The sequence below is a fragment of the Burkholderia stagnalis genome, assembly GCF_039848545.1.
Classification (GTDB): Bacteria; Pseudomonadota; Gammaproteobacteria; order Burkholderiales; family Burkholderiaceae; genus Burkholderia; species Burkholderia stagnalis.
The window spans coordinates 2,276,437-2,294,541 of record NZ_CP156686.1 but is presented as its reverse complement, the minus strand read 5'-3'; the positions used below and the strand labels follow the sequence as shown (position 1 = coordinate 2,294,541).

Here is an 18,105-nt window from a genome sequence, read left to right as displayed (position 1 = left end):
ATGCGCGGGGAGCCTTCGCCCGTCGCGCTGCCGGCGGCGCTCGTCGACGCGCATCATCATCTGTGGCGGCTCGGCGACGGCGCGCACTACCCGTGGCTGCAGGAGCGCTACGACCCGGCGCGCTTCATCCTCGGCGACTACGCGGCGCTGTGCCGCGATTTCGACGTGGACGACTACCGGCGGGCGGCACACGGCGCGCCGCTCGTCGCGAGCGTGCACGTCGAGGCGGAGCGCGCGCACGACGAGGCGCTCGCGGAAACGCGCTGGCTGCATCACGTCGCGGCCGCGCACGGGCTGCCGTCGGCGGTCGTCGCATGGGTCGACCTGCTCGCCGGCGACGCCGACGAGCGGCTCGCCGGGCAGGCCGCGTGGCCGCTGGTGCGCGGCGTGCGCTTCAAGCCGCGCATCGCGCCGGCGCCCGACGCGACCGTGGACGGCCCCGGCACGCTGCGCGACGCGCGCTGGCCCGCCGCGCTCGAACGGCTCGCCGCGCATGGCCTCGGCTGGGATCTTCGGGTGCCGTTCTGGCATCTCGACGAAGCGGCCGCGCTGCTCGCGCGTGCGCCGGCCGTCGACGTGGTGCTCGAACACGCGGGGCTGCCGTGGGACCGCTCGGCGGCCGGGCTCGCGCGCTGGCGGCGCGGCATGGCGGCGCTCGCCGCGCTGCCGCGCGTGTCGGTGAAGCTGTCCGAGTTCGGGCTGCGCGACGCCGCATGGAACGACGCGGAGAACCGGCGGATCATCCGCGAGGCGATCGCGATCTTCGGCTGGGAACGCTGCCTGTTCGCGAGCAATTTCCCGGTGGCGGGGCTGCGGGTCACGTATCCCGCGTTGCTGCGCACCTTTGCCGCCGCGCTGGCGGACCTCGATGACGGCGCACGTCGAGCAATCTGGCATGACAACGCGATCCGGGTCTACCGGATCGACCTGAACGAACCGCACAAGCAGGCAGGTGGATGATGCAGATTTCCGGAGACATGTTGATCGGCCGCGCATCGGTGCGCGGCACGGCAGGGGCGCTGCGCGCGTCCGATCCCGCGCGCGGCGTCGAACTGGAACCCGAATTCGGCGCGGGCGATGCGGCCGACGCGGACCGCGCATGCACGCTCGCGGCGGCCGCGTTCGATCCGTTGCGCGCGGCGCCGCTCGACGTGCGCGCGCGTTTTCTCGACACGATCGCGGACGAACTCGTCGCGCTCGGCGACACGCTGATCGCGCGCGCGCACCAGGAATCGGCGCTGCCGGCCGCGCGGCTCGAAGGCGAGCGGGCGCGCACGGTCGGCCAGCTGCGGCTGTTCGCGGCGCTGGTGCGCGACGGCCGCTGGCTCGGCGCGACGCTCGATGCCGCGCAGCCCGAACGCCAGCCGCTGCCGCGCCCGGACTTGCGCCTGCAGAAGATTCCGGTCGGGCCGGTCGCGGTGTTCGGCGCGAGCAACTTCCCGCTCGCGTTCTCGGTCGCGGGCGGCGACACGGCGTCGGCGTTCGCGGCCGGCTGCCCGGTGGTCGCGAAGGCGCATCCCGCGCATCTCGGCACGTCGGAGCTGGTGGGGCGCGCGATCCAGCGCGCGGTCGCCGCCTGCGGCTTGCCGGAGGGCACGTTCTCGCTCGTGCTCGGCGCGGGCAATGCGATCGGCGAGGCGCTCGTCGCGCATCCGGCGATCAAGGCGGTGGGCTTCACCGGCTCGCGCGGCGGCGGGCTTGCGTTGATGAACATCGCCGCGCGGCGGCGCGAGCCGATTCCCGTGTATGCGGAGATGAGCAGCATCAATCCGTGCTTCGTGCTGCCCGGCGCGCTCGCGGCGCGTGGCGGCGAGATCGCGCGCGGCTTCGTCGAATCGCTGACGCTCGGCGTCGGCCAGTTCTGCACGAACCCGGGGCTCGTGGTCGTGCTCGACGGGCCGCACACGCAGGCGTTCATCGACGCGGCCGCGCAGGCGCTCGGGCAGAAGGGCGCGCAGACGATGCTGACGGACGGCATCGCGCAGGCGTACGCGCGCGGCGTGTCGCAGCGCGCGGCGGCGGACGGCGTGCGCACGCTCGCGCAGGGCGCGACGAGCGGCGCGCTGTCGGCGGCGCTGCCCGCGCTGTTCGCGACGACGCAGCCCGCGTTCGTCGCGAACCCGCAGCTCGAGGACGAGATCTTCGGGCCGACGTCGCTGGTCGTCACGTGCCGCGATATCGACGAGATGATCGATCTCGCCGAGCATGTCGAAGGGCAGTTGACCGCGACGCTGCAGATCGAGCCGGACGACTACGCGCTCGCGCGCCGCCTGCTGCCGACGCTCGAACGCAAGGCGGGGCGGATTCTCGCGAACGGCTATCCGACCGGCGTCGAGGTTGCGCATGCGATGGTGCACGGCGGGCCGTTCCCGGCCACGTCGGATTCGCGCACGACGTCGGTCGGCACGCTCGCGATCGAGCGCTTCCTGCGGCCGGTGTGCTATCAGGCGCTGCCGGCGGAACTGCTGCCGCCGGCGTTGCAGGATGGCAATCCGCTCGGCGTGTGGCGGCTGCGGGACGGGCAGTTCGCGAAGGATTGAGGACTGTGTCGTGACGCGCCGCGAACGGCGTCACACGGCGAATGCGCCGTCGAACACGATCCTGTCGTCCAGCGCCAGCGTGCCGCGCGCGAAGATCAGGTCCAGATGATGGCTGCCTTGCGCGCCGCCGCCGAGGCCGAGGTGCAGGCCCGGATGCCGTTCCTCGAAGCCTGCGTTGCGGCCATACAGGCGCCGGATGCCGAGATTGGTGCCGATGCCGAATTCCTCGATCGTGCGATGGTTCGCGTGCCGCTCGAGGTACGACGCGAAATCGCGCCGGAAGTCCGCATCGTCGCTGTCGAAGCCGACGATCGTGCTGTCCTCGACGTGCAGCGTCGCGAGCCGCTCGGCCACCTTGTACTTGACCGCGAACGGCACCGTGCCGAGGAACGTGCCGCTGAACACGATCGAGCCGCGCAGGTCGGTGACGTGCGTCGCGATCTCGCCGGGCACGACGTCGAGGTTGCCCAGGCCGTCCACGCTGGTCCATTTCTGGTCGGGCGCGAGCGAGCCCGTGAGCCGGTTGCCGGCCTCGTCGATGAAGTGAATGTGCGACGCGCGCGCCGCGGCGTCGATCAGCCGGCCGTTGCGCTCGGCGATGTCGTCGAGCGATTCCGCGAACGCCTCGTCGAGATGCGGGCCGTAGTCCTTGAACAGCACCGACTTGCCCCAGTGCTCGACGATCGCCGGCCGGATCGCCGCGAGGAACGGCGGGCCGCTCGGCGACGGCGTGGGCAGCGTCGACGAGTCGTACAGCAGCACGAACAGGTCGGCCTCGCCGATCGCCGCGACGATCTCGTCGGGCGGCGTGGTGTCGAGGCAGACGGTGGTGGCGGCGAGCGTTTCGGGCAGCGTCGAAAACGCGCGCAGCGCGGTGTCGCGGTTGCGCGCGTCGTAGCCGACCAGCAGCTTGGCCTGGTCCGCGCGTGAGAGCTTGTCGCGCAGCGCGGGATGACAGCCGAGCGCGCGGTGCAGGTTCAGCATGCGTGTCTCCGGAAGCGGCGGAAGGGGCGATGCCCTTCCGCCTGGTCGAATGGCCCGCTCAGACCGGCCAGAGTGCGGTGCCGAACGGCACCACGGCGTCCTCGACCATCATGTCGACGGCCTGCGGATGCGTGTCTTCCTTCATCCACTCGAGCAAGTCGATTTGCTGATTTTCCTGCATGTCAATTCTCCTGGTTGGGTGAACACGAGATTTTCAACATGAAAACGCGGCGGGTTGTCCACCGCTGCTTGTCCGGCATTAATCGGTCGATGCCTTTCAAGTGGATTGGATATTAATTGACGACTTTAGCGAGCGCAATCAGGTGGATCGTTTTTACCTTGTATCCACTAAACAGCCGGATTTGTTGAGTTTTTCGGGCTTCGTTGCGCCGATGGAAATCGAATAATTAGATTTTGGTCGCGCGAATTTTTATGAATTAGCGAACATTGTCAATTTATTGAACTTATTTAAATTTGACGATATTGGTCGTAATTGCGCGAATCGTTTCGAATTGCGGTGCGCGGGCGCCGTTCAATAGCTCATGTGGATCAGCGGGAACGGCCGGCCCGCCGCGTCCGTTTCCGAGCGGCCGATGTCCCGGAAGCCGTAGCGGCGATAGAACGCATGCGCGCCCGGGTTCTGCTCGTTGACGTCGACGGTCGGGTGCGGGTGCTGCGCGCGCACGTGATCGAGCAGGCGCGTGCCCACGCGCTGGCCGAACCGGTCCGGATCGACGAACAGCATCTCGATTTGCGCGTCGTTCGTGCCGATGAAACCGGCGATGCGGCCGTCGCCGGTTTCGGCCACCCAGATGGTGACGCTCGGCAGATAGAGATCGCGGACCTGCGGGTAGAGCCCGGCGATGTCCTGCTCGCTGAGAAACGCGTGGGTCGCCTTGACGGCGCGGTGCCAGATGTCGAGCAGCACGGGGTTGTCTTCGGTGATACGGGTGCGGATGGTCATGAGGCGTGGATCGGCGATGGGGTTTGGGGCGCGCCGCCGCTGGGGCACGTGCATCGATGGGCCATTTTGACACCCTGGCCCCGTTACTTGTGTGCGCTTTCGTTTTTCTTGCAGGGTCGAACCATCGGCTGGCATTCGATTTCCCACTGATCTTCAGTTGAACATTTCATTTCTGAGTGCAATTGCGGCTGGATACCATACAGCTGATCCAGCTGCGCGCGAACGCGCTGGTTTTCATCGCGATCACCGCCGTGCAGCACAGGCTGCCGGCCCGTTTTTCGACGACGGCCGAATCCACATGACGACTTCTTCTTCTTCCCTCCTGATTTCCGACGTCCGGCTGCCGGACGGCAGTGCGGCAGCCGTGTCGATCGAAGGCGGCCGGATCGCGGCCATCGGGCCCGGCGTGACGGCGGCGCCGGGCGCGACGGTCGAGGACGGCCGCGGCGTGCTGCTGCTGCCCGGTTTCGTCGAAGGGCACACGCACATCGACAAGAGCAACTGGGGCCGCCCGTGGTACCGCAACGAAGTCGGCCCCGCGCTCACCGACCGCATCGGCAACGAGCGCGAATGGCGCAAGACGTCGGGGCACGACGCGGCCGCGCAGTCGCTCGCGCTGTCGCGCGCGTTCGTCGCGGCCGGCACGACGCGGCTGCGTACCCACGTCGACATCGATACCGACGGCGGCCTGCGCTATCTCGACGGCGTGCTCCAGACGCGCCAGACGCTTGCCGACGCGCTCGACATGCAGATCGTCGCGTTCCCGCAGTCGGGGATGCTGATTCGCCCGGGCACCGTCGAGCTGCTGTCGCGTGCGCTCGACGCGGGCGCGGACGTGCTCGGCGCGCTCGATCCCGCGCTGATCGACCGCGATCCGGCCGGCTCGCTGGATGCGACGTTCGCGCTCGCCGAGCGCCACCGCAAGCCGATCGACATTCACCTGCACGAACCGGGCGAGGTCGGCGCATTCACGCTGAACCTGCTGCTCGATCGCGTCGCGGCGCACGGGATGCAGGGGCAGGTGGTGGTCAGCCACGGGTTCTGTCTCGGTGCGCTGCCCGAGCGTGAACGCGACGCGCTGCTCGACCGGATCGCCAGCCTGAACGTTGCGCTGCTGACGTCCGCGCCGGCGTCGTGCCCGGTGCCGCCGCTGAAGGCGTGCCGCGAGCGCGGCATCACGCTGTTCGGCGGCAACGACGGGATTCGCGATACCTGGTCGCCGTACAACGTGCCCGACATGCTCGAACGCGCGATGCTGATCGGCATGCGCTACGACCTGCGTCGCGACGACGATCTGGCGATCGCGCTCGACTGCGTGACGGATGCGGGCGCGCGCGGCTGCGGTTTCGCGGACTACGGGCTGCGCGCCGGCGCACGCGCCGATCTCGTGCTCGTCGACGCCGAGACGGTCGCGCATGCGATCGTCGCGCGGCTCGTGCGCCGGCTCATCGTCGCGAACGGGCGGATCGTCGCGCGCGACGGCGCGTTCATCGGCGCGTGAGCGTGCGTGCGCGACGCGTCATTACATCGAACCGGAACAGGGCAATACGCCATGATTGCCAAGGTGCTGCGCTAAGCGATCGACGTGCTGATCGCACTACCGCCGCCGGCATTCCGCGATCCGGACGTGCGGCCGCACGGCAAGGTGCTGGAGATGGTGATGATCGACGCCGCGAAGGCGCTGTCAATCGACCACGAGGTCGGTTCGCTCGAAGCGGGCAAGCTTGCCGATATCATGCTGGTCGACCTGTTTCGGCCGCACGTGATGCCGATGAACATGCCTGTCTATCGGATGACGTGCTTCGCGAATGCGGCCGATGTGTGCATGACGATGGTCGGCGGGCGGGTGCTGATGGAGGACCGGCGCGTGTTGTCGGTCGATGAGCAGGCAGTGCTTGAGCAGGTGACGGAGGTCGCGGAGGCGACGTTCGCGCGCAGCGGGTTGCGGCATTTGCTCGACGAGCCGGCGGCGCTGTGGGGGCGCAGTCATTATTGAAACCCATCGTGCCGCTGGGTCGGTGCGACGGATCGGCAGAACTGCAAAAGGGGTGTCGCGCAATCGTGTGCGGCGCCCCTTTATGTTGGTCCGTCGTGGATTTCCGTAACGGAGTACGAAGGTGTGGGCGATACCACATGCGATCTCAGATTGGGTCCGACAATCGGCAGGTCTGGAAATGAAACTTCACTCGGATAGCGAACGGCAAAGGCAGCAGCTCTGTTGCTGACGATGCCGGGGAATCGTTAGTTACGTCGAGGTGATACATCCGAGCTAAGCCACCAGCCGTCTAGCGGTATTGGCGGATTCATGCTCTTTTTTCCAATGAATTCCCGACGGTCGGTCGCCGCGCGATCGATGCCGTCAGTCAGAATCGCTGTTGGCTAAATGTCATCTATTCGCTACGGGCGAGGAGTTATGCAGGCACCACAAAAAGCGGCTCTCCCGATTGGCGATGTCCTGATCAATGCCGAAACGCGCGCAAGTGTAAACCCGCACTCGATATCGGCACTGGGACAAAATTTTTCATCTAGTCTAGATATCAATGCGTCGTGATGCCCGACCTCGCGCGGGTATTCGCGATGAACTCAATTCATTCAGGCGCTCGTGCGGAATGTGTACGGGCCGAACAGGCGGCACGCAGTTTGCCATTCAGTTAGGGCATTCTCCGCCTCGATTGTTCAGCTTGGCCGGGGGTAAGGAGAATCGTCATGTCTACCTGCCTCGTTGAGCGAGCACGCATCTGCCTTCAAGCCATATATCGCATGTTGGCCATCTTTACGCTGCTCTCGATGGCCATGACCGCCGGCGAAGCGGTCGCACAGCAACATGCCTATGTAGCCAATGCCCGTTCGAATACGATATCGGTTATCGACGAGTCGACCAACGTGGTTGCGACCACGATCGCTGTCGGCGCCGGCCCGGTCAGTATCGCCATCCTTCCGGATGGAACGCGGGTGTATGTTGCCAACAGCATCTCGAACAATTTGTCCGTCATCGACACGACAAGCAATACTGTCGTCGCCACGATTCCGGTGGGCTTGGGCCCGGTGAGCATTGCCTTCACGCCAGGCGGAGGACGTGCTTACGTAGCGAACGCCCGTGCTCAGTCCGTATCCGTTATTGACACCGGCACGCTGAAAGTGATTGCCACCGTGCAAGTCGGCAACCAGCCCAACAAAGTTGCTGTCTCGCCGGACGGAACGAGCGTCTATGTGACAAACGGTGCCGACAATTCGGTGTCGGTCATTGCCACGGCGACCAATACCGTCAAGACCACGGTTGGGGTAGGGAAGATTCCGTTCGATGTCGTCACTCCATTTGTGCCGCCCGCGCCGACGTGCACTGACAATATGCAGAACGGGCAGGAGACCGATATCGATTGCGGCGGCCCCGCTTGCCCGAAGTGCGGGCTGTCCCGAAGGTGCTTGATCGATTCCGACTGCGCAAGCAATCACTGCGTGAACAACATGATGGGACCGCCAACCTGCCAGCCTTGATTGACAGGAAACGCGTGGGGCGCGGGACGTCATGCAAGTCAGTGAAGACCGCCGTTAAGGTTTCGCAGCGGAAATCAAATTGTTAGGAGTTCGTTATGAAATACACGTTCACGATCTTGAGAAAAATTTATGGCGTGAGTCTCGTTATGAGCATGGCTGCTCTGTTGGCGCTTGGCGCTGACAAGGCGACAGCCGGCCAGATTGCGACGATTTCCGATCTTGGCACCCTTCCCGGTGGTACCTTCAGTGTCGGCACCGGCATCAACGGACGCGATGAGGTCGTCGGCTATGCATTCACCGCGAGCCAGCAATATCACGCATTCTTGTATCACGACGGCGCTATGGCCGACCTTGGTACCCTTCCTGGCGGAAACTACAGCGTCGCTGCCGGTATCAATTCTCGCGGCCAAGTGGCCGGCTTTGCAATTGCAGCGAGCGGGAACTTACATGCCTTTTTATATGAAAACGGCGCCATGACCGACCTTGGTACGCTGCCGGGCGGCAGCGTCAGCGTTGGGAAGGCCATCAACAACCGCGGCCAAGTCGCGGGCTATGCGTATCCCGCAAACAGCGACTTGCGCGCTTTTTTGTATGACCACGGTGCGATGAACGAACTCGGTACCCTGCCCGGTGGCAGTTTCAGCGCCGCTATCGGTATCAACGACCCGGGGCAGGTGGTTGGCTATGCAACCAACGCAAATGGACAATATCACGCCTTTTTATATGACCATGGCGTGATGACAGATCTCGGCGCTTTGCCGGGTGGCGGAAACAGCTTCGCCAACTGCATCAATGCGCAGGGCCAGGTGGTCGGCCAATCGCAAACGGCGAGTGGTAACACCCACGCCTTTTTGTATGACCACGGAGTGATGACAGATCTCGGCACACTGCCTGGTGGCAGCAACAGTTCCGCCAGCGGCATCAATGCGCGCGGCCAGGTGGTCGGCTACTCGCAAACGTCGAATGGTGACAGCCACGCAATTTTGTATGACCACGGCGTGATGATGGATCTCGGCCTCCTACCTGGCGGCAGAAACAGCTATGCAACGAGCATTGACAACGAGGGTAAGGTGTCCGGCGTGGCATACACCGCAAGTGGAGCAGGACACGCTGTCGTTTGGACGCTAGCCCATTGACGGCGCCATACTTGCTTTGTGCTGGCTCGAAGTGGCACTACCCCATGAAAAGCGCCGGGCCATTTTTGTACCGCCCGGCAGCGGGTTGCGGCATCTGCTCGACGAGCCGGCGGCGCTGTGGGGGCGCAGTCACTACTGAGCGTCAACGCGCGACCGGCTCACGCGCTCATCTCCGCGAGAATCTGCTCCGCGAGAAAATCGCAGGGCGGCCGGCCGGACCGTGCGCTTCGGGCCAGGACGACTTCGAGTTCATCCAGCGGCGGCAACCCTTCGTTCTGCGATAGCTGAACGAGATGCCCCGGCACGCTGCACTTTGCGAGGGGGGCGATCGCGAGCCCGGCCTCCACCATGCTGATCAGGCACATCAGGCTCGGGCTTTCGTAAGACATCCGATATTTGATGTTCTCTCGCTGAAGCGCGCTGACGGCATTGGCGCGCGCCGTGCTGCCATGGGCAAAGACGGCGATCGGAAGCGGGCGTTCCTTCCACACCTTTCTTGCGGGCGACCCGGCCCACACCATCGGCTCGAAGCGGATGAATTCGCTCGCCACGCCCCTGGTTTTCGTGATGCAGGCGAGGTCCAGCGTGTTGTCCTTGAGCAAGGGAACGAGCGCGCTGCTGGGCAGGCCGATGACCCGAATTTCGACACGCGGATGCGCAACCGCGAACTTTCCGAGCACCTGAGGCAGCAGCGACGCGGCGTAGTCGTCGGGCACGCCGATGGTGACGCGGCCCTTGATCTCGGGGCGCACGACCGACGCCCAGGCTTCATCCCGCATCGCCAGCATGCGGCGGCCATAGTCCACGAGCGTCTTGCCTTCCGCGGTAATCGTGACGTTGCGGGTGCTTCGTACGAAAAGCGGTTTTCCCAGCGCTTCTTCAAGCGCCTTGACCTGCATGCTGACCGCCGACGACGACCGGTGCACGGACTCCGCACCACGCACGAACGATCCCGTATCGGCAACCGCCACGAGCATCTCGAGCACGTCCAGATCGAGCTTCTTCATTCTATTCAGAAAATCTGAGCAATCGCTTCAGTTTAATTCGTTTTACGTGGTTATGCATCGACCCGATACTACGCTCGACGATCACGAGCGGAGTGCACGACCATGCAGGGAACGGCATCGATTTACGGATTTCTGGCGGTTGGCGGGATGATTGCCGTGACGCCGGGCCCGAACATGGTCTACGTGATGTCGCGCTCGATTGCGCAAGGACGCTCGGCCGGGCTGATTTCGCTGGCGGGCGTCATGCTCGGCTACCTCTTCTACATGTTCGGCGCAGCGTTCGGCATCACGGCGCTGTTCCTGAGCGTGCCTTATGCAGGCAGCGTGTTGGGCGCCGGGGGCGCCGTGTATCTGTTCTATCTCGCGTGGCAGGCCGTGAAGCCCGGCGGCCGTTCTCCGCTGGAAGTGCGCGAGCTGCGCCGGGAACAGCCACGCCGGCTCTTCGCGATGGGCGCCGCGACGAGCCTGCTGAATCCGAAGCTGGCGATGATCTTTCTGTCGATCCTGCCGCAATTCATCAACGCGCAGGACGGCAGCGTTCTCAGGCAGTCGCTCGTGCTCGGTGCGTCGTTGATCGTCGCGTTCGCACTGGTCAATGGCTTCGTGGCCATCTGCTCCGGCGGCATGGCGGCGTTCCTCGCCCGTCGCCCGGGGCTCCTGCTGGCTCAGCGATGGACGATGGGTGCCATGTTGTTTGCGCTTGGCGCGCACATGGCCGCAGACGCATTGAAGGCGGCAGGCTTCCATTGATTGTCGGCCGGCGCCTGCGCCGGCCTCCATGTACCGGCGCGCATCGGCGATCTGCGCGAACCGCGAAGGCGCGATCGATCGACGGCTCGAATGCCGTGGCGCCGGCCGTGTTCGCCTACCTGCCGGCGTGCGTGCTGCGCGCCGGCTACGGCACCGGATGCAGATCCTGCAGCAGCGTCGGCACGAGCTCCGACACCGTCGGATGAATGTGCATCGCGCGGCTGATCGTCGTGTACGGCGCGCCGGCGGCCATCACGTCGAGCAGCGCATGCACGACTTCGTCGCCGCTCACGCCGAGGATCGACGCGCCGAGGATCGCGTGGCTGTCCGCGTCGACGATCACCTTCATGAAGCCCAGGCTCTCGCCTTTCTCGACCGCGCGCCCGACGCGCGTCATCGGGCGGGTGCCGACCAGCAGCCGGCGGCCCGACTGCCGCGCCTCGGCCTCGGTCATCCCGACGCGTCCGAGCGGCGGGTCGATGAACATCGCGTATGCGGGGATGCGGTCCGACACCTTGCGCGGATCGTTGTCGAGCAGGTTCGCCGCGACGATCTCGTAGTCGTTGTAGGCCGTATGCGTGAACGCGCCGCGGCCGTTGCAGTCGCCCATCGCCCAGATGCCGGGCACGCTGGTGCGCAGCTGTTCGTCGACCTTGATGTAGCCGTGCGCGTCGGTATCGACGCCGGCGCGTTCGAGCCCGAGGTCGTCGGTGTTCGGCACGCGCCCGACCGCGAGCAGCAGGTGCGAGCCCGCGACTTCGCGCGCGCCGCCCGTGCAATCGAGGCCGACCACGACGCCGCTGCCGTCGCGCCGCGCGCTCAGGCAGTTCGCATCGAGCTGCACGTCGATGCCTTCGCGCTCGAGGATCTCGCGCACCGCATCCGATACGTCCTCGTCCTCGCGCCGGATCAGGCGCGGCCCCTTTTCGACGATCGTCACGCGCGAGCCGAAGCGCCGGTACATCTGGCCGAATTCGAGCCCGACGTAGCTGCCGCCGACCACCACCAGATGCTCGGGCAGGAAGTCGACGTCCATCATCGTCGAGTTGGTGAGGTACGGCACCTGGTCGAGGCCGGGCATCGGCGGCACCAGCGCCCGCCCGCCGACGTTGATGAAGATCCGTTCCGCCTCGAGCAGCGCATCGCCGACGCGCACCGTGTTCGCGCTGTCGAAGCGCGCGTGGCCCTCGAACACGGTCGCGTGTTCGAGGCCGCGCACCCACTGCTCGACGCCGTGGTTCGACCGCCCGGAGATCTGGTCCTTGCGCGCCTTCACCTGCTTCATGTCGACCGTTACCGGCCCGCCGAGCGTCACGCCGTATTCGCCGGCGCGCCGCGCGAGATGTGCGGCGTACGCGCTGGCGATCAGCGTCTTGGTGGGAATGCAGCCGGTGTTCACGCAGGTGCCGCCGAACCGGCCCCGTTCGATCACGGCCACGTTCATGCCCGCGCCGGACAGCCGGGCGGCGAGCGGCGGGCCGGCCTGCCCGGTGCCGATGATGATTGCGTCGAAGCGTTGGGCCATGGCGTTCTCCTGCGCTGCGGGTGCGTTGCGTCGTGAACGATGCATGACGGAAGCATCATGCGTGCCGGCCGGGCCGCGTTCGCGGCGCACGGTTCGTCTATGGTAGACCTTGTCGATCTGGCCGGCTGGGTCAGTCCTTGCGACGCCGCGCGCCGAAGGCAGTCGGCCGCTTCGGGGCCGCGCGTGTCGCGTACAGGCGCGGTCGAATGGGGGCAGGTTGCGGCGGGGAACCGGCAGCATGGCCGCTCGCATGGCGCCGTTGCACGATCGTCGCGCTGTGCTTCTCGACCCGCCGGCCGCGCGAATGGTATCTGCGCGCGAAGAAATGGGTCGACCGCGCCGCGGCCGGCGCGATCTCCGCGCTCGGGCTGCGGCTGATCCTGACCGCGCCGAAAGCGGGGATCTGACGCGGGGCGCGAAGGGCGACGCATGATGCGGTGCCGCATCCGCCCGCGCCGCCGTTCACCCCCTCAGCATTCCGGGTATTGCGCGAGCAACGCGCCGAATACCGCGTCGTCCGGGAACGCATCGACCTCGTAGCGCACGGGGCGATGCCCGGTCGCCTTCATCAGCCCGCCGCACGCGCGCATCAGCTCGGCCATCGGCACGTACGCCGACTGCCGGGTCGACTGCCGGTACAGCACCACGCAGTCCGTTTCAGGCAGCAGCGCGCGCACGCCTTCGGTCCACACGCACACGCTGAACACTTCCCCGCTCGGGCGCTGGTACGCGCCGTACTTCGCCACGAAGATGTCGACGCCGTCGCGGGCATGCGCCTCGTTCAGCAGCGCCTGCTGGTCCTGGTAGTCGCCGGCGAGCTCGTTCACGCGCAGCTGCTGCAGTCTCGGCGCGAGCGCGTCCGGCACGAACTGCCGCCAGGCTGTGCCGTCCCAGCGGAGCATCAGCGGTGACAGCGGGCGCGGCTGCGCGAGCGCCTGCTCGGCGAGCCCGAGCAGGGTGTCGAGCCCCGCCGCGTTGCGGTCGCCGGTGAGCAGCAGCACGGACCGGTTCGGCGCCATCACCACCGGCGCGCCGGCGATCGGCTGCCGGTAGAGCAGGTCGGTCAGCAGCAGCCGGGCCGCGTCGTAGTAGTCGCCGAACTGCGACAGGAATACGCCGTGCTGCAGCGGCAGCCACGCGCGCGACGAAGCGGCGCGCAGGTTGTCGAGCGCGACGTCGTACGCGTCGTCGAACGTGACGCCCCATTCGTCCAGCTTGGCCGTGGTCAGCCGCGTCACGGTGAATTCGCTGTCGTACGCGATGCCGATCTCGAGGTTCTCGCACAGCGGCCGGTGCGCGATTGCCGGACGGTTCGCGCGCGTCTCCATCTGCAGGTCGATCACGCCGCGCTCCGTCGCGCTGCGGATCACCGGCCGCAGCTGCGCCCTCGCCTCGGCGAACGCGGCGGGAATGGCGTGCTGCAGCATCCCGCTCGCCTGGCGCGCCAGCGTGGCTTGCCGGTCCGCCGGTTTCGCGCCGACGTAGTCGCGGAACAGGTTGTGCAGGTTGATCACGTTCGAGCGGGTGTCCGACTGCACGAGGCGGCTCTTGTCGCTTTCGTAGATCCACGCGCGCGTGTCGCCGGCCGCGCGCAGCGCGTTCGTCAGCCGTTCGGCGAATTGTTGCTGGGTGACCGGCTTGCGGAAGCGGTCGAGAAAGCGCAGGGCAAAATCGGGAAGCATCGTGTGGAGTCGAGTCGGGCCGGCAATGCAGACGCGCGGGGCAAGCCCGCCGTGTCCGGTTTATCGGTCCGGCGCGCCGGATTCTTGAGCGCCGGCCGCCGCCAATCGCGCTGCGAGCCTTGTCCGGTGGGCGTTCGCGGGCTCTGCCGCGGTGCGTTGCCGCACCCGCCGGGCGCAATCCGGCGGCGGACCCCGCGCCGACGTGTAAACTGCTGCCTTTTTTGACGGTTGCAGCATGGTGCAAGCCCCCCAGCGCACGGCACTGAGCGGCCCGACGCTCGTTCGCCTGCTCGCGCGGCTGGCGGATGCCGACGTACCCGAATCCCGGCAGACGCTGGCGGACCGGCTGAGCCAATGGCTCGGCTGGACCGACGCGATCACGCTGTCCTCGGCGCTGAACGGCAGTCCGCCCGCGCTCGCCGGCGGCGCGCGCGCGCCCGGCGGCGACGCCGAGCGCGAGTGCGCGCGCGTGCGCCACGAGCTGGCGCAGGCGGTGACGCGCAGCCGCGCGGCCGGCGCGAGCCGCCGCAACGGCGCGATGCCGGCGGCGCCGGCCGCCGAGACGGCCGACTTCGCGGATTTCCGCCAGCGCTATCTGTCCCTGCAGCAGGAGATGGAAACGGCGATCGGCCAGCTGCGCGGCCGCCTGCGGGTCGCGCTCGCGGCGCGCACGCCCGGCATGGCGCGGCTCGCGACGCTCGACGCGATCATGGAGCGGGTGCTCGGCGCGCGCGAGCGCAGCCTGCTGGCCACCGTGCCGGCGCTGCTCGGCGCGCACTTCGAGCGGCTGCGCGACGCGGAGCGGCAGGCGCTCGGCGATGCCGAGGAATCGGGAAACACGGCGGTCACGTCCGGCGCATGGCTGGACGTGTTCCGCAAGGATATGCAGAGCGTGCTGCTCGCCGAGCTCGAAGTTCGGTTTCAAACGGTGGAAGGGCTGCTCGAAGCCCTTCGCGCCAGCTAAACAAGACGTTATGTCCAGAATTCGTATTGATCTCGTTGTATTCGTGGCCGGTCTGATCGCGGTGTGCTGGATCGGCGCCGGTTATGTCGCGTCGAACCCGGTGGCGGCGGCCGTCACCCTGTTGATCGCCGCCTGCTATCTCGCCGGCGGATTCGAACTGCTGCGCTACCGGCAGGCCACGGCGACCCTTTCGCGCGCGGTGGCCGGCCTGTCCGAGCCGCCGGCTGCGCTCGACGCGTGGCTCGACACGCTGCCCCCGGGCCTGCGCGGCGCGGTGCGCGCGCGCATCGAGGGCACCCGCGCGGCGCTGCCGGGGCCGTCGCTCACGCCTTACCTGGTCGGCCTGCTCGTGCTGCTGGGGATGCTCGGCACGCTGCTCGGGATGGTGGTGACGCTCAAGGGCACCGGCGCCGCGCTGGAAAGCGCGACCGACCTCGACGCGATTCGCGCGTCGCTGATCGCGCCGGTCAAGGGCCTCGGCTTCGCGTTCGGCACGTCGATCGCCGGGGTGGCGACGTCCGCGATGCTCGGGCTGCTGTCCGCGCTGCTGCGCCGCGAGCGCATCGATGCGGCGCAGCAACTCGACGCGAAGATCGCGACGACGCTGCGCGTGCATTCGCATGCGCATCGCCGCGACGAGTCGTTCCGGCTGCTGCAGCGGCAGGCCGACGTGATGCCGGCGCTGGTCGACCGGCTGCAGACGATGATGACGACGCTCGAGCAGCGCAGCGTCGCGCTGCACGAGCAGCAGGCCGCGAGCCAGCAGGCCTTTTTCGACCGGACCGAGCACGCATACGGGCGGCTCGCGTCGTCGGTCGGGCAGTCGCTGCAGGACAGCGCCGCCGAGAGCGCCCGCGTGGCCGGTGCCGCGCTGCAGCCGGTGATGGAAGCGACGATGGCGGGGCTCACGCGCGAAATGACCGTACTGCGCGACACCGTCACGCAGGCCGTCGATCGGCAGCTGGATGGCCTGGCGAGCGGCTTCGAGGCGACCACCCACAACGTGGCCGGCATCTGGAACCGCGCGCTCGCGGACCAGCAGCGTTCGAACGACGCATCGGCCGAGCAGCTGCGCACCACGCTCGGCCAGTTCACCGACACCTTTGCGCAGCGCTCGACCGACCTGCTGGACGGCGTCGCGACGCGCCTCGAGGCGACCGAGCAGCGGATGTCGGACGCGTGGCGGCACGCGCTGGCGCAGCAGGCGCAGGCCGGCGAGACGATGGCCGGCCACAACGCGCGCGCGCTGGAGACGGCCGCCGCCGCGTTCGGGCAGCATTCGGCGTCGCTGCTGGACACGATGCGCGCGTCGCACGCGGGGCTGCAGACGGAACTCGCGTCGCGCGACGAACAGCGCCTCGCGGCATGGCGCGACTCGCTCGCGGCGATGGCCGCCGCGCTGCGCGACGACCTCGCGCAGACGAGCGCAAGCCAGACCACCCGCCAGCAGGCGATCAGCGATGCACTGGCGCAAACGGCGCGCGACATCGGCGCGCAAACGTCGGCGTTCGAGCAGCATTCGGCATCGCTGCTGAATACGATGCGCGAATCGCATGCGGGCCTGCAGAGCGAGCTCGCATCGCGCGACGAACAGCGTCTCGCGGCATGGAGCGCGTCGCTTGAAGCGATCGCGGCGAAGCTCGGCGACGAATGGGCGCAGACGAGCGCGAACCACACGAGCCGCCAGCAGAAGATCATCGACGCGCTTGCGCAATCGGCAAGCGATATCGGCGCGCAGACGTCGGCGTTCGAACAGCATTCGGCATCGCTGCTGAATACGATGCGCGAATCGCACGCGGGCTTGCAGAGCGAACTCGCATCGCGCGACGAACAGCGCCTCGCGGCATGGAATGCGTCGCTTGCAGCGATCGCGACGAAGCTCGGCGACGAATGGGCGCAGACGAGCGCAGACCACACGAGCCGCCAGCAGAAGATCATCGACGCGCTTGCGCAATCGGCAAGCGATATCGGCGCACAGACGTCGGCGTTCGAACAGCATTCGGCATCGCTGCTGAACACGATGCGCGAATCCCACGCGGGCCTGCAGACCGAACTCGCATCGCGCGACGAACAGCGCCTCGCGGCATGGAATGCGTCGCTTGCAGCAATCGCGACGAAGCTCGGCGACGAATGGGCGCAGACGAGCGCGGACCACACGAGCCGCCAGCAGAAGATCATCGACGCGCTTGCGCAATCGGCAAGCGACATCGGCGCGCAGACGTCGGCGTTCGAACAGCATTCCGCATCGCTGCTGAACACGATGCGCGAATCTCACGCGGGGCTTCAGGCCGAACTCGCATCGCGCGACGAACAGCGCCTCGCCGCATGGAACGCGTCGCTCGCGTCGATGGCCGCGACGCTGCGCGACGAGTGGGCGCAGGCGAGCACGCAGGCCGCGAGCCGTCAGCAGGACATCTGCGACACGCTCGCCCGCACCGCGAACGACATCACCGCGCACGCGCAGGCGCATGCGAGCGACACGATCAACGAGATCTCCCGCCTCGTGCAGGCTGCATCGGAGGCGCCGAAGGCCGCGGCCGAGGTCGTCGCCGAACTGCGCCAGCGCCTGTCCGACAGCATGGTGCGCGACACCGCGATGCTCGAGGAGCGCAGCCGCCTGCTGGCGACGCTGGAAACGCTGCTCGACGCGGTCAACCACGCATCGACCGAGCAACGCAGCGCGGTCGATGCGCTGGTCGGCACGTCGGCCGACTTGCTCGAACGCGTGGGCGCGCGCTTCAACGACACGGTCGACGCGGAAACCCGCAAGCTCGACGCGGTTGCGGCGCAGGTGACGGCGGGCGCCGTCGAAGTCGCGAGCCTCGGCGACGCGTTCGGGATGGCCGTGCACGCGTTCGGCGAATCGAACGACAAGCTGCTGTCCCACCTGCAGCGCATCGAGGCCGCGCTGGAGAAGTCGCTCGTGCGCAGCGACGAGCAGCTCGAATACTACGTCGCGCAGGCGCGCGAAGTGATCGACCTGAGCATGATGTCGCAGAAGCAGATCGTCGAAGACCTGCAACAGCTCGCCGGCCGGCGCGCGTCCGTCGGAGCGTAA

15 protein-coding genes and 1 pseudogene are annotated in these 18,105 nt (G+C 67.3%); 10 read left to right on the top strand and 6 right to left on the bottom strand.

Annotated elements, in window-relative coordinates:
• Both ABFO07_RS26895 and ABFO07_RS26890 read left to right on the top strand, forming a co-directional pair.
• A complete protein-coding gene (locus ABFO07_RS26895; RefSeq protein ID WP_059886412.1) occupies positions 1-960 on the top strand; it encodes an amidohydrolase family protein in 960 nt (319 codons plus the stop codon).
• Complete coding sequence (locus tag ABFO07_RS26890) at positions 960-2,540, top strand: aldehyde dehydrogenase (NADP(+)) (protein WP_347469699.1); 1,581 nt, start codon at positions 960-962, stop codon at positions 2,538-2,540. The genes ABFO07_RS26895 and ABFO07_RS26890 overlap by 1 nt, the downstream gene beginning before the upstream one ends.
• 30 nt (positions 2,541-2,570) lie before the next feature.
• Here the strand turns inward: ABFO07_RS26890 and ABFO07_RS26885 are convergent, their stop codons facing one another.
• The 3 genes from ABFO07_RS26885 to ABFO07_RS26875 form a co-directional block, all read right to left on the bottom strand.
• The gene (locus tag ABFO07_RS26885) at positions 2,571-3,524 is read right to left on the bottom strand and encodes a hypothetical protein (RefSeq protein ID WP_059803603.1); all 954 of its coding nucleotides are present in this window, start codon (positions 3,522-3,524) and stop codon (positions 2,571-2,573) included.
• A gap of 58 nt (positions 3,525-3,582) precedes the next feature.
• Positions 3,583-3,705 carry a hypothetical protein gene (locus ABFO07_RS26880; protein ID WP_017330456.1) on the bottom strand — a complete coding sequence of 41 codons (123 nt, stop codon included), beginning with the start codon at positions 3,703-3,705 and terminating at the stop codon, positions 3,583-3,585.
• A gap of 351 nt (positions 3,706-4,056) precedes the next feature.
• Positions 4,057-4,488, bottom strand: coding sequence for a GNAT family N-acetyltransferase (locus tag ABFO07_RS26875; RefSeq protein ID WP_059985719.1), 432 nt, complete (start codon positions 4,486-4,488; stop codon positions 4,057-4,059).
• A gap of 298 nt (positions 4,489-4,786) precedes the next feature.
• Here ABFO07_RS26875 and ABFO07_RS26870 point away from each other — a divergent pair, with 298 nt between their 5' ends.
• The 4 genes from ABFO07_RS26870 (at position 4,787) to ABFO07_RS26855 (ending at position 9,119) form a co-directional block, all read left to right on the top strand.
• Complete coding sequence (locus tag ABFO07_RS26870; protein ID WP_347468891.1) at positions 4,787-5,989, top strand: amidohydrolase family protein; 1,203 nt, start codon at positions 4,787-4,789, stop codon at positions 5,987-5,989.
• A gap of 159 nt (positions 5,990-6,148) precedes the next feature.
• Entirely contained in the window at positions 6,149-6,484 is a 336-nt protein-coding gene (locus ABFO07_RS26865; RefSeq protein ID WP_230942315.1) for an amidohydrolase family protein, read from the top strand.
• A gap of 710 nt (positions 6,485-7,194) precedes the next feature.
• The gene (locus tag ABFO07_RS26860; RefSeq protein WP_081073040.1) at positions 7,195-7,983 is read left to right on the top strand and encodes a YncE family protein; all 789 of its coding nucleotides are present in this window, start codon (positions 7,195-7,197) and stop codon (positions 7,981-7,983) included.
• A gap of 95 nt (positions 7,984-8,078) precedes the next feature.
• The gene (locus ABFO07_RS26855; protein ID WP_230942316.1) at positions 8,079-9,119 is read left to right on the top strand and encodes an HAF repeat-containing protein; all 1,041 of its coding nucleotides are present in this window, start codon (positions 8,079-8,081) and stop codon (positions 9,117-9,119) included.
• 158 nt (positions 9,120-9,277) lie between these two features.
• Here the strand turns inward: ABFO07_RS26855 and ABFO07_RS26850 are convergent, their stop codons facing one another.
• Positions 9,278-10,126: a LysR substrate-binding domain-containing protein gene (locus ABFO07_RS26850; protein WP_059564084.1), complete on the bottom strand. Its 849-nt coding sequence runs from the start codon at positions 10,124-10,126 to the stop codon at positions 9,278-9,280.
• Positions 10,127-10,228: 102 nt separating this feature from the next.
• Between ABFO07_RS26850 and ABFO07_RS26845 the strand changes: the two genes are divergently transcribed.
• The gene (locus ABFO07_RS26845) at positions 10,229-10,876 is read left to right on the top strand and encodes a LysE family translocator (protein ID WP_059886418.1); all 648 of its coding nucleotides are present in this window, start codon (positions 10,229-10,231) and stop codon (positions 10,874-10,876) included.
• Between the two features lie 145 nt (positions 10,877-11,021).
• Here ABFO07_RS26845 and ABFO07_RS26840 read toward each other — a convergent pair whose 3' ends face one another.
• Positions 11,022-12,401 carry an FAD-containing oxidoreductase gene (locus tag ABFO07_RS26840; protein ID WP_060351161.1) on the bottom strand — a complete coding sequence of 460 codons (1,380 nt, stop codon included), beginning with the start codon at positions 12,399-12,401 and terminating at the stop codon, positions 11,022-11,024.
• A 263-nt stretch (positions 12,402-12,664) separates the two neighbouring features.
• Between ABFO07_RS26840 and ABFO07_RS26835 the strand changes: the two are divergent.
• A pseudogene (locus ABFO07_RS26835) lies at positions 12,665-12,808 on the top strand (LysE family translocator); the annotation flags it as partial.
• 63 nt (positions 12,809-12,871) lie between these two features.
• Here ABFO07_RS26835 and ABFO07_RS26830 read toward each other — a convergent pair.
• The gene (locus ABFO07_RS26830; RefSeq protein WP_060149610.1) at positions 12,872-14,083 is read right to left on the bottom strand and encodes a DUF1444 family protein; all 1,212 of its coding nucleotides are present in this window, start codon (positions 14,081-14,083) and stop codon (positions 12,872-12,874) included.
• 235 nt (positions 14,084-14,318) lie between these two features.
• On the opposite strand from ABFO07_RS26830, the gene ABFO07_RS26825 reads away from it, so the two are divergent.
• Both ABFO07_RS26825 and ABFO07_RS26820 read left to right on the top strand, forming a co-directional pair.
• Positions 14,319-15,047 (top strand): DUF3348 domain-containing protein, encoded by a 729-nt coding sequence (locus ABFO07_RS26825; protein WP_060291025.1) that lies wholly within the window; start codon positions 14,319-14,321, stop codon positions 15,045-15,047.
• A gap of 10 nt (positions 15,048-15,057) precedes the next feature.
• The gene (locus ABFO07_RS26820) at positions 15,058-18,105 is read left to right on the top strand and encodes a DUF802 domain-containing protein (protein WP_322237397.1); all 3,048 of its coding nucleotides are present in this window, start codon (positions 15,058-15,060) and stop codon (positions 18,103-18,105) included.

What these genes read in the sequence shown, in the direction of transcription:
- ABFO07_RS26895 (WP_059886412.1), top strand. Translation starts at nt 1, where the DNA reads ATGCGCGGGGAGCCTTCGCCCGTCGCGCTGCCGGCGGCGCTCGTCGAC.
- ABFO07_RS26890 (WP_347469699.1), top strand. Translation starts at nt 960, where the DNA reads ATGCAGATTTCCGGAGACATGTTGATCGGCCGCGCATCGGTGCGCGGC.
- ABFO07_RS26885 (WP_059803603.1), bottom strand. Translation starts at nt 3,524, where the DNA reads ATGCTGAACCTGCACCGCGCGCTCGGCTGTCATCCCGCGCTGCGCGAC.
- ABFO07_RS26880 (WP_017330456.1), bottom strand. Translation starts at nt 3,705, where the DNA reads ATGCAGGAAAATCAGCAAATCGACTTGCTCGAGTGGATGAAGGAAGAC.
- ABFO07_RS26875 (WP_059985719.1), bottom strand. Translation starts at nt 4,488, where the DNA reads ATGACCATCCGCACCCGTATCACCGAAGACAACCCCGTGCTGCTCGAC.
- ABFO07_RS26870 (WP_347468891.1), top strand. Translation starts at nt 4,787, where the DNA reads ATGACGACTTCTTCTTCTTCCCTCCTGATTTCCGACGTCCGGCTGCCG.
- ABFO07_RS26865 (WP_230942315.1), top strand. Translation starts at nt 6,149, where the DNA reads ATGATCGACGCCGCGAAGGCGCTGTCAATCGACCACGAGGTCGGTTCG.
- ABFO07_RS26860 (WP_081073040.1), top strand. Translation starts at nt 7,195, where the DNA reads ATGTCTACCTGCCTCGTTGAGCGAGCACGCATCTGCCTTCAAGCCATA.
- ABFO07_RS26855 (WP_230942316.1), top strand. Translation starts at nt 8,079, where the DNA reads ATGAAATACACGTTCACGATCTTGAGAAAAATTTATGGCGTGAGTCTC.
- ABFO07_RS26850 (WP_059564084.1), bottom strand. Translation starts at nt 10,126, where the DNA reads ATGAAGAAGCTCGATCTGGACGTGCTCGAGATGCTCGTGGCGGTTGCC.
- ABFO07_RS26845 (WP_059886418.1), top strand. Translation starts at nt 10,229, where the DNA reads ATGCAGGGAACGGCATCGATTTACGGATTTCTGGCGGTTGGCGGGATG.
- ABFO07_RS26840 (WP_060351161.1), bottom strand. Translation starts at nt 12,401, where the DNA reads ATGGCCCAACGCTTCGACGCAATCATCATCGGCACCGGGCAGGCCGGC.
- ABFO07_RS26830 (WP_060149610.1), bottom strand. Translation starts at nt 14,083, where the DNA reads ATGCTTCCCGATTTTGCCCTGCGCTTTCTCGACCGCTTCCGCAAGCCG.
- ABFO07_RS26825 (WP_060291025.1), top strand. Translation starts at nt 14,319, where the DNA reads ATGGTGCAAGCCCCCCAGCGCACGGCACTGAGCGGCCCGACGCTCGTT.
- ABFO07_RS26820 (WP_322237397.1), top strand. Translation starts at nt 15,058, where the DNA reads ATGTCCAGAATTCGTATTGATCTCGTTGTATTCGTGGCCGGTCTGATC.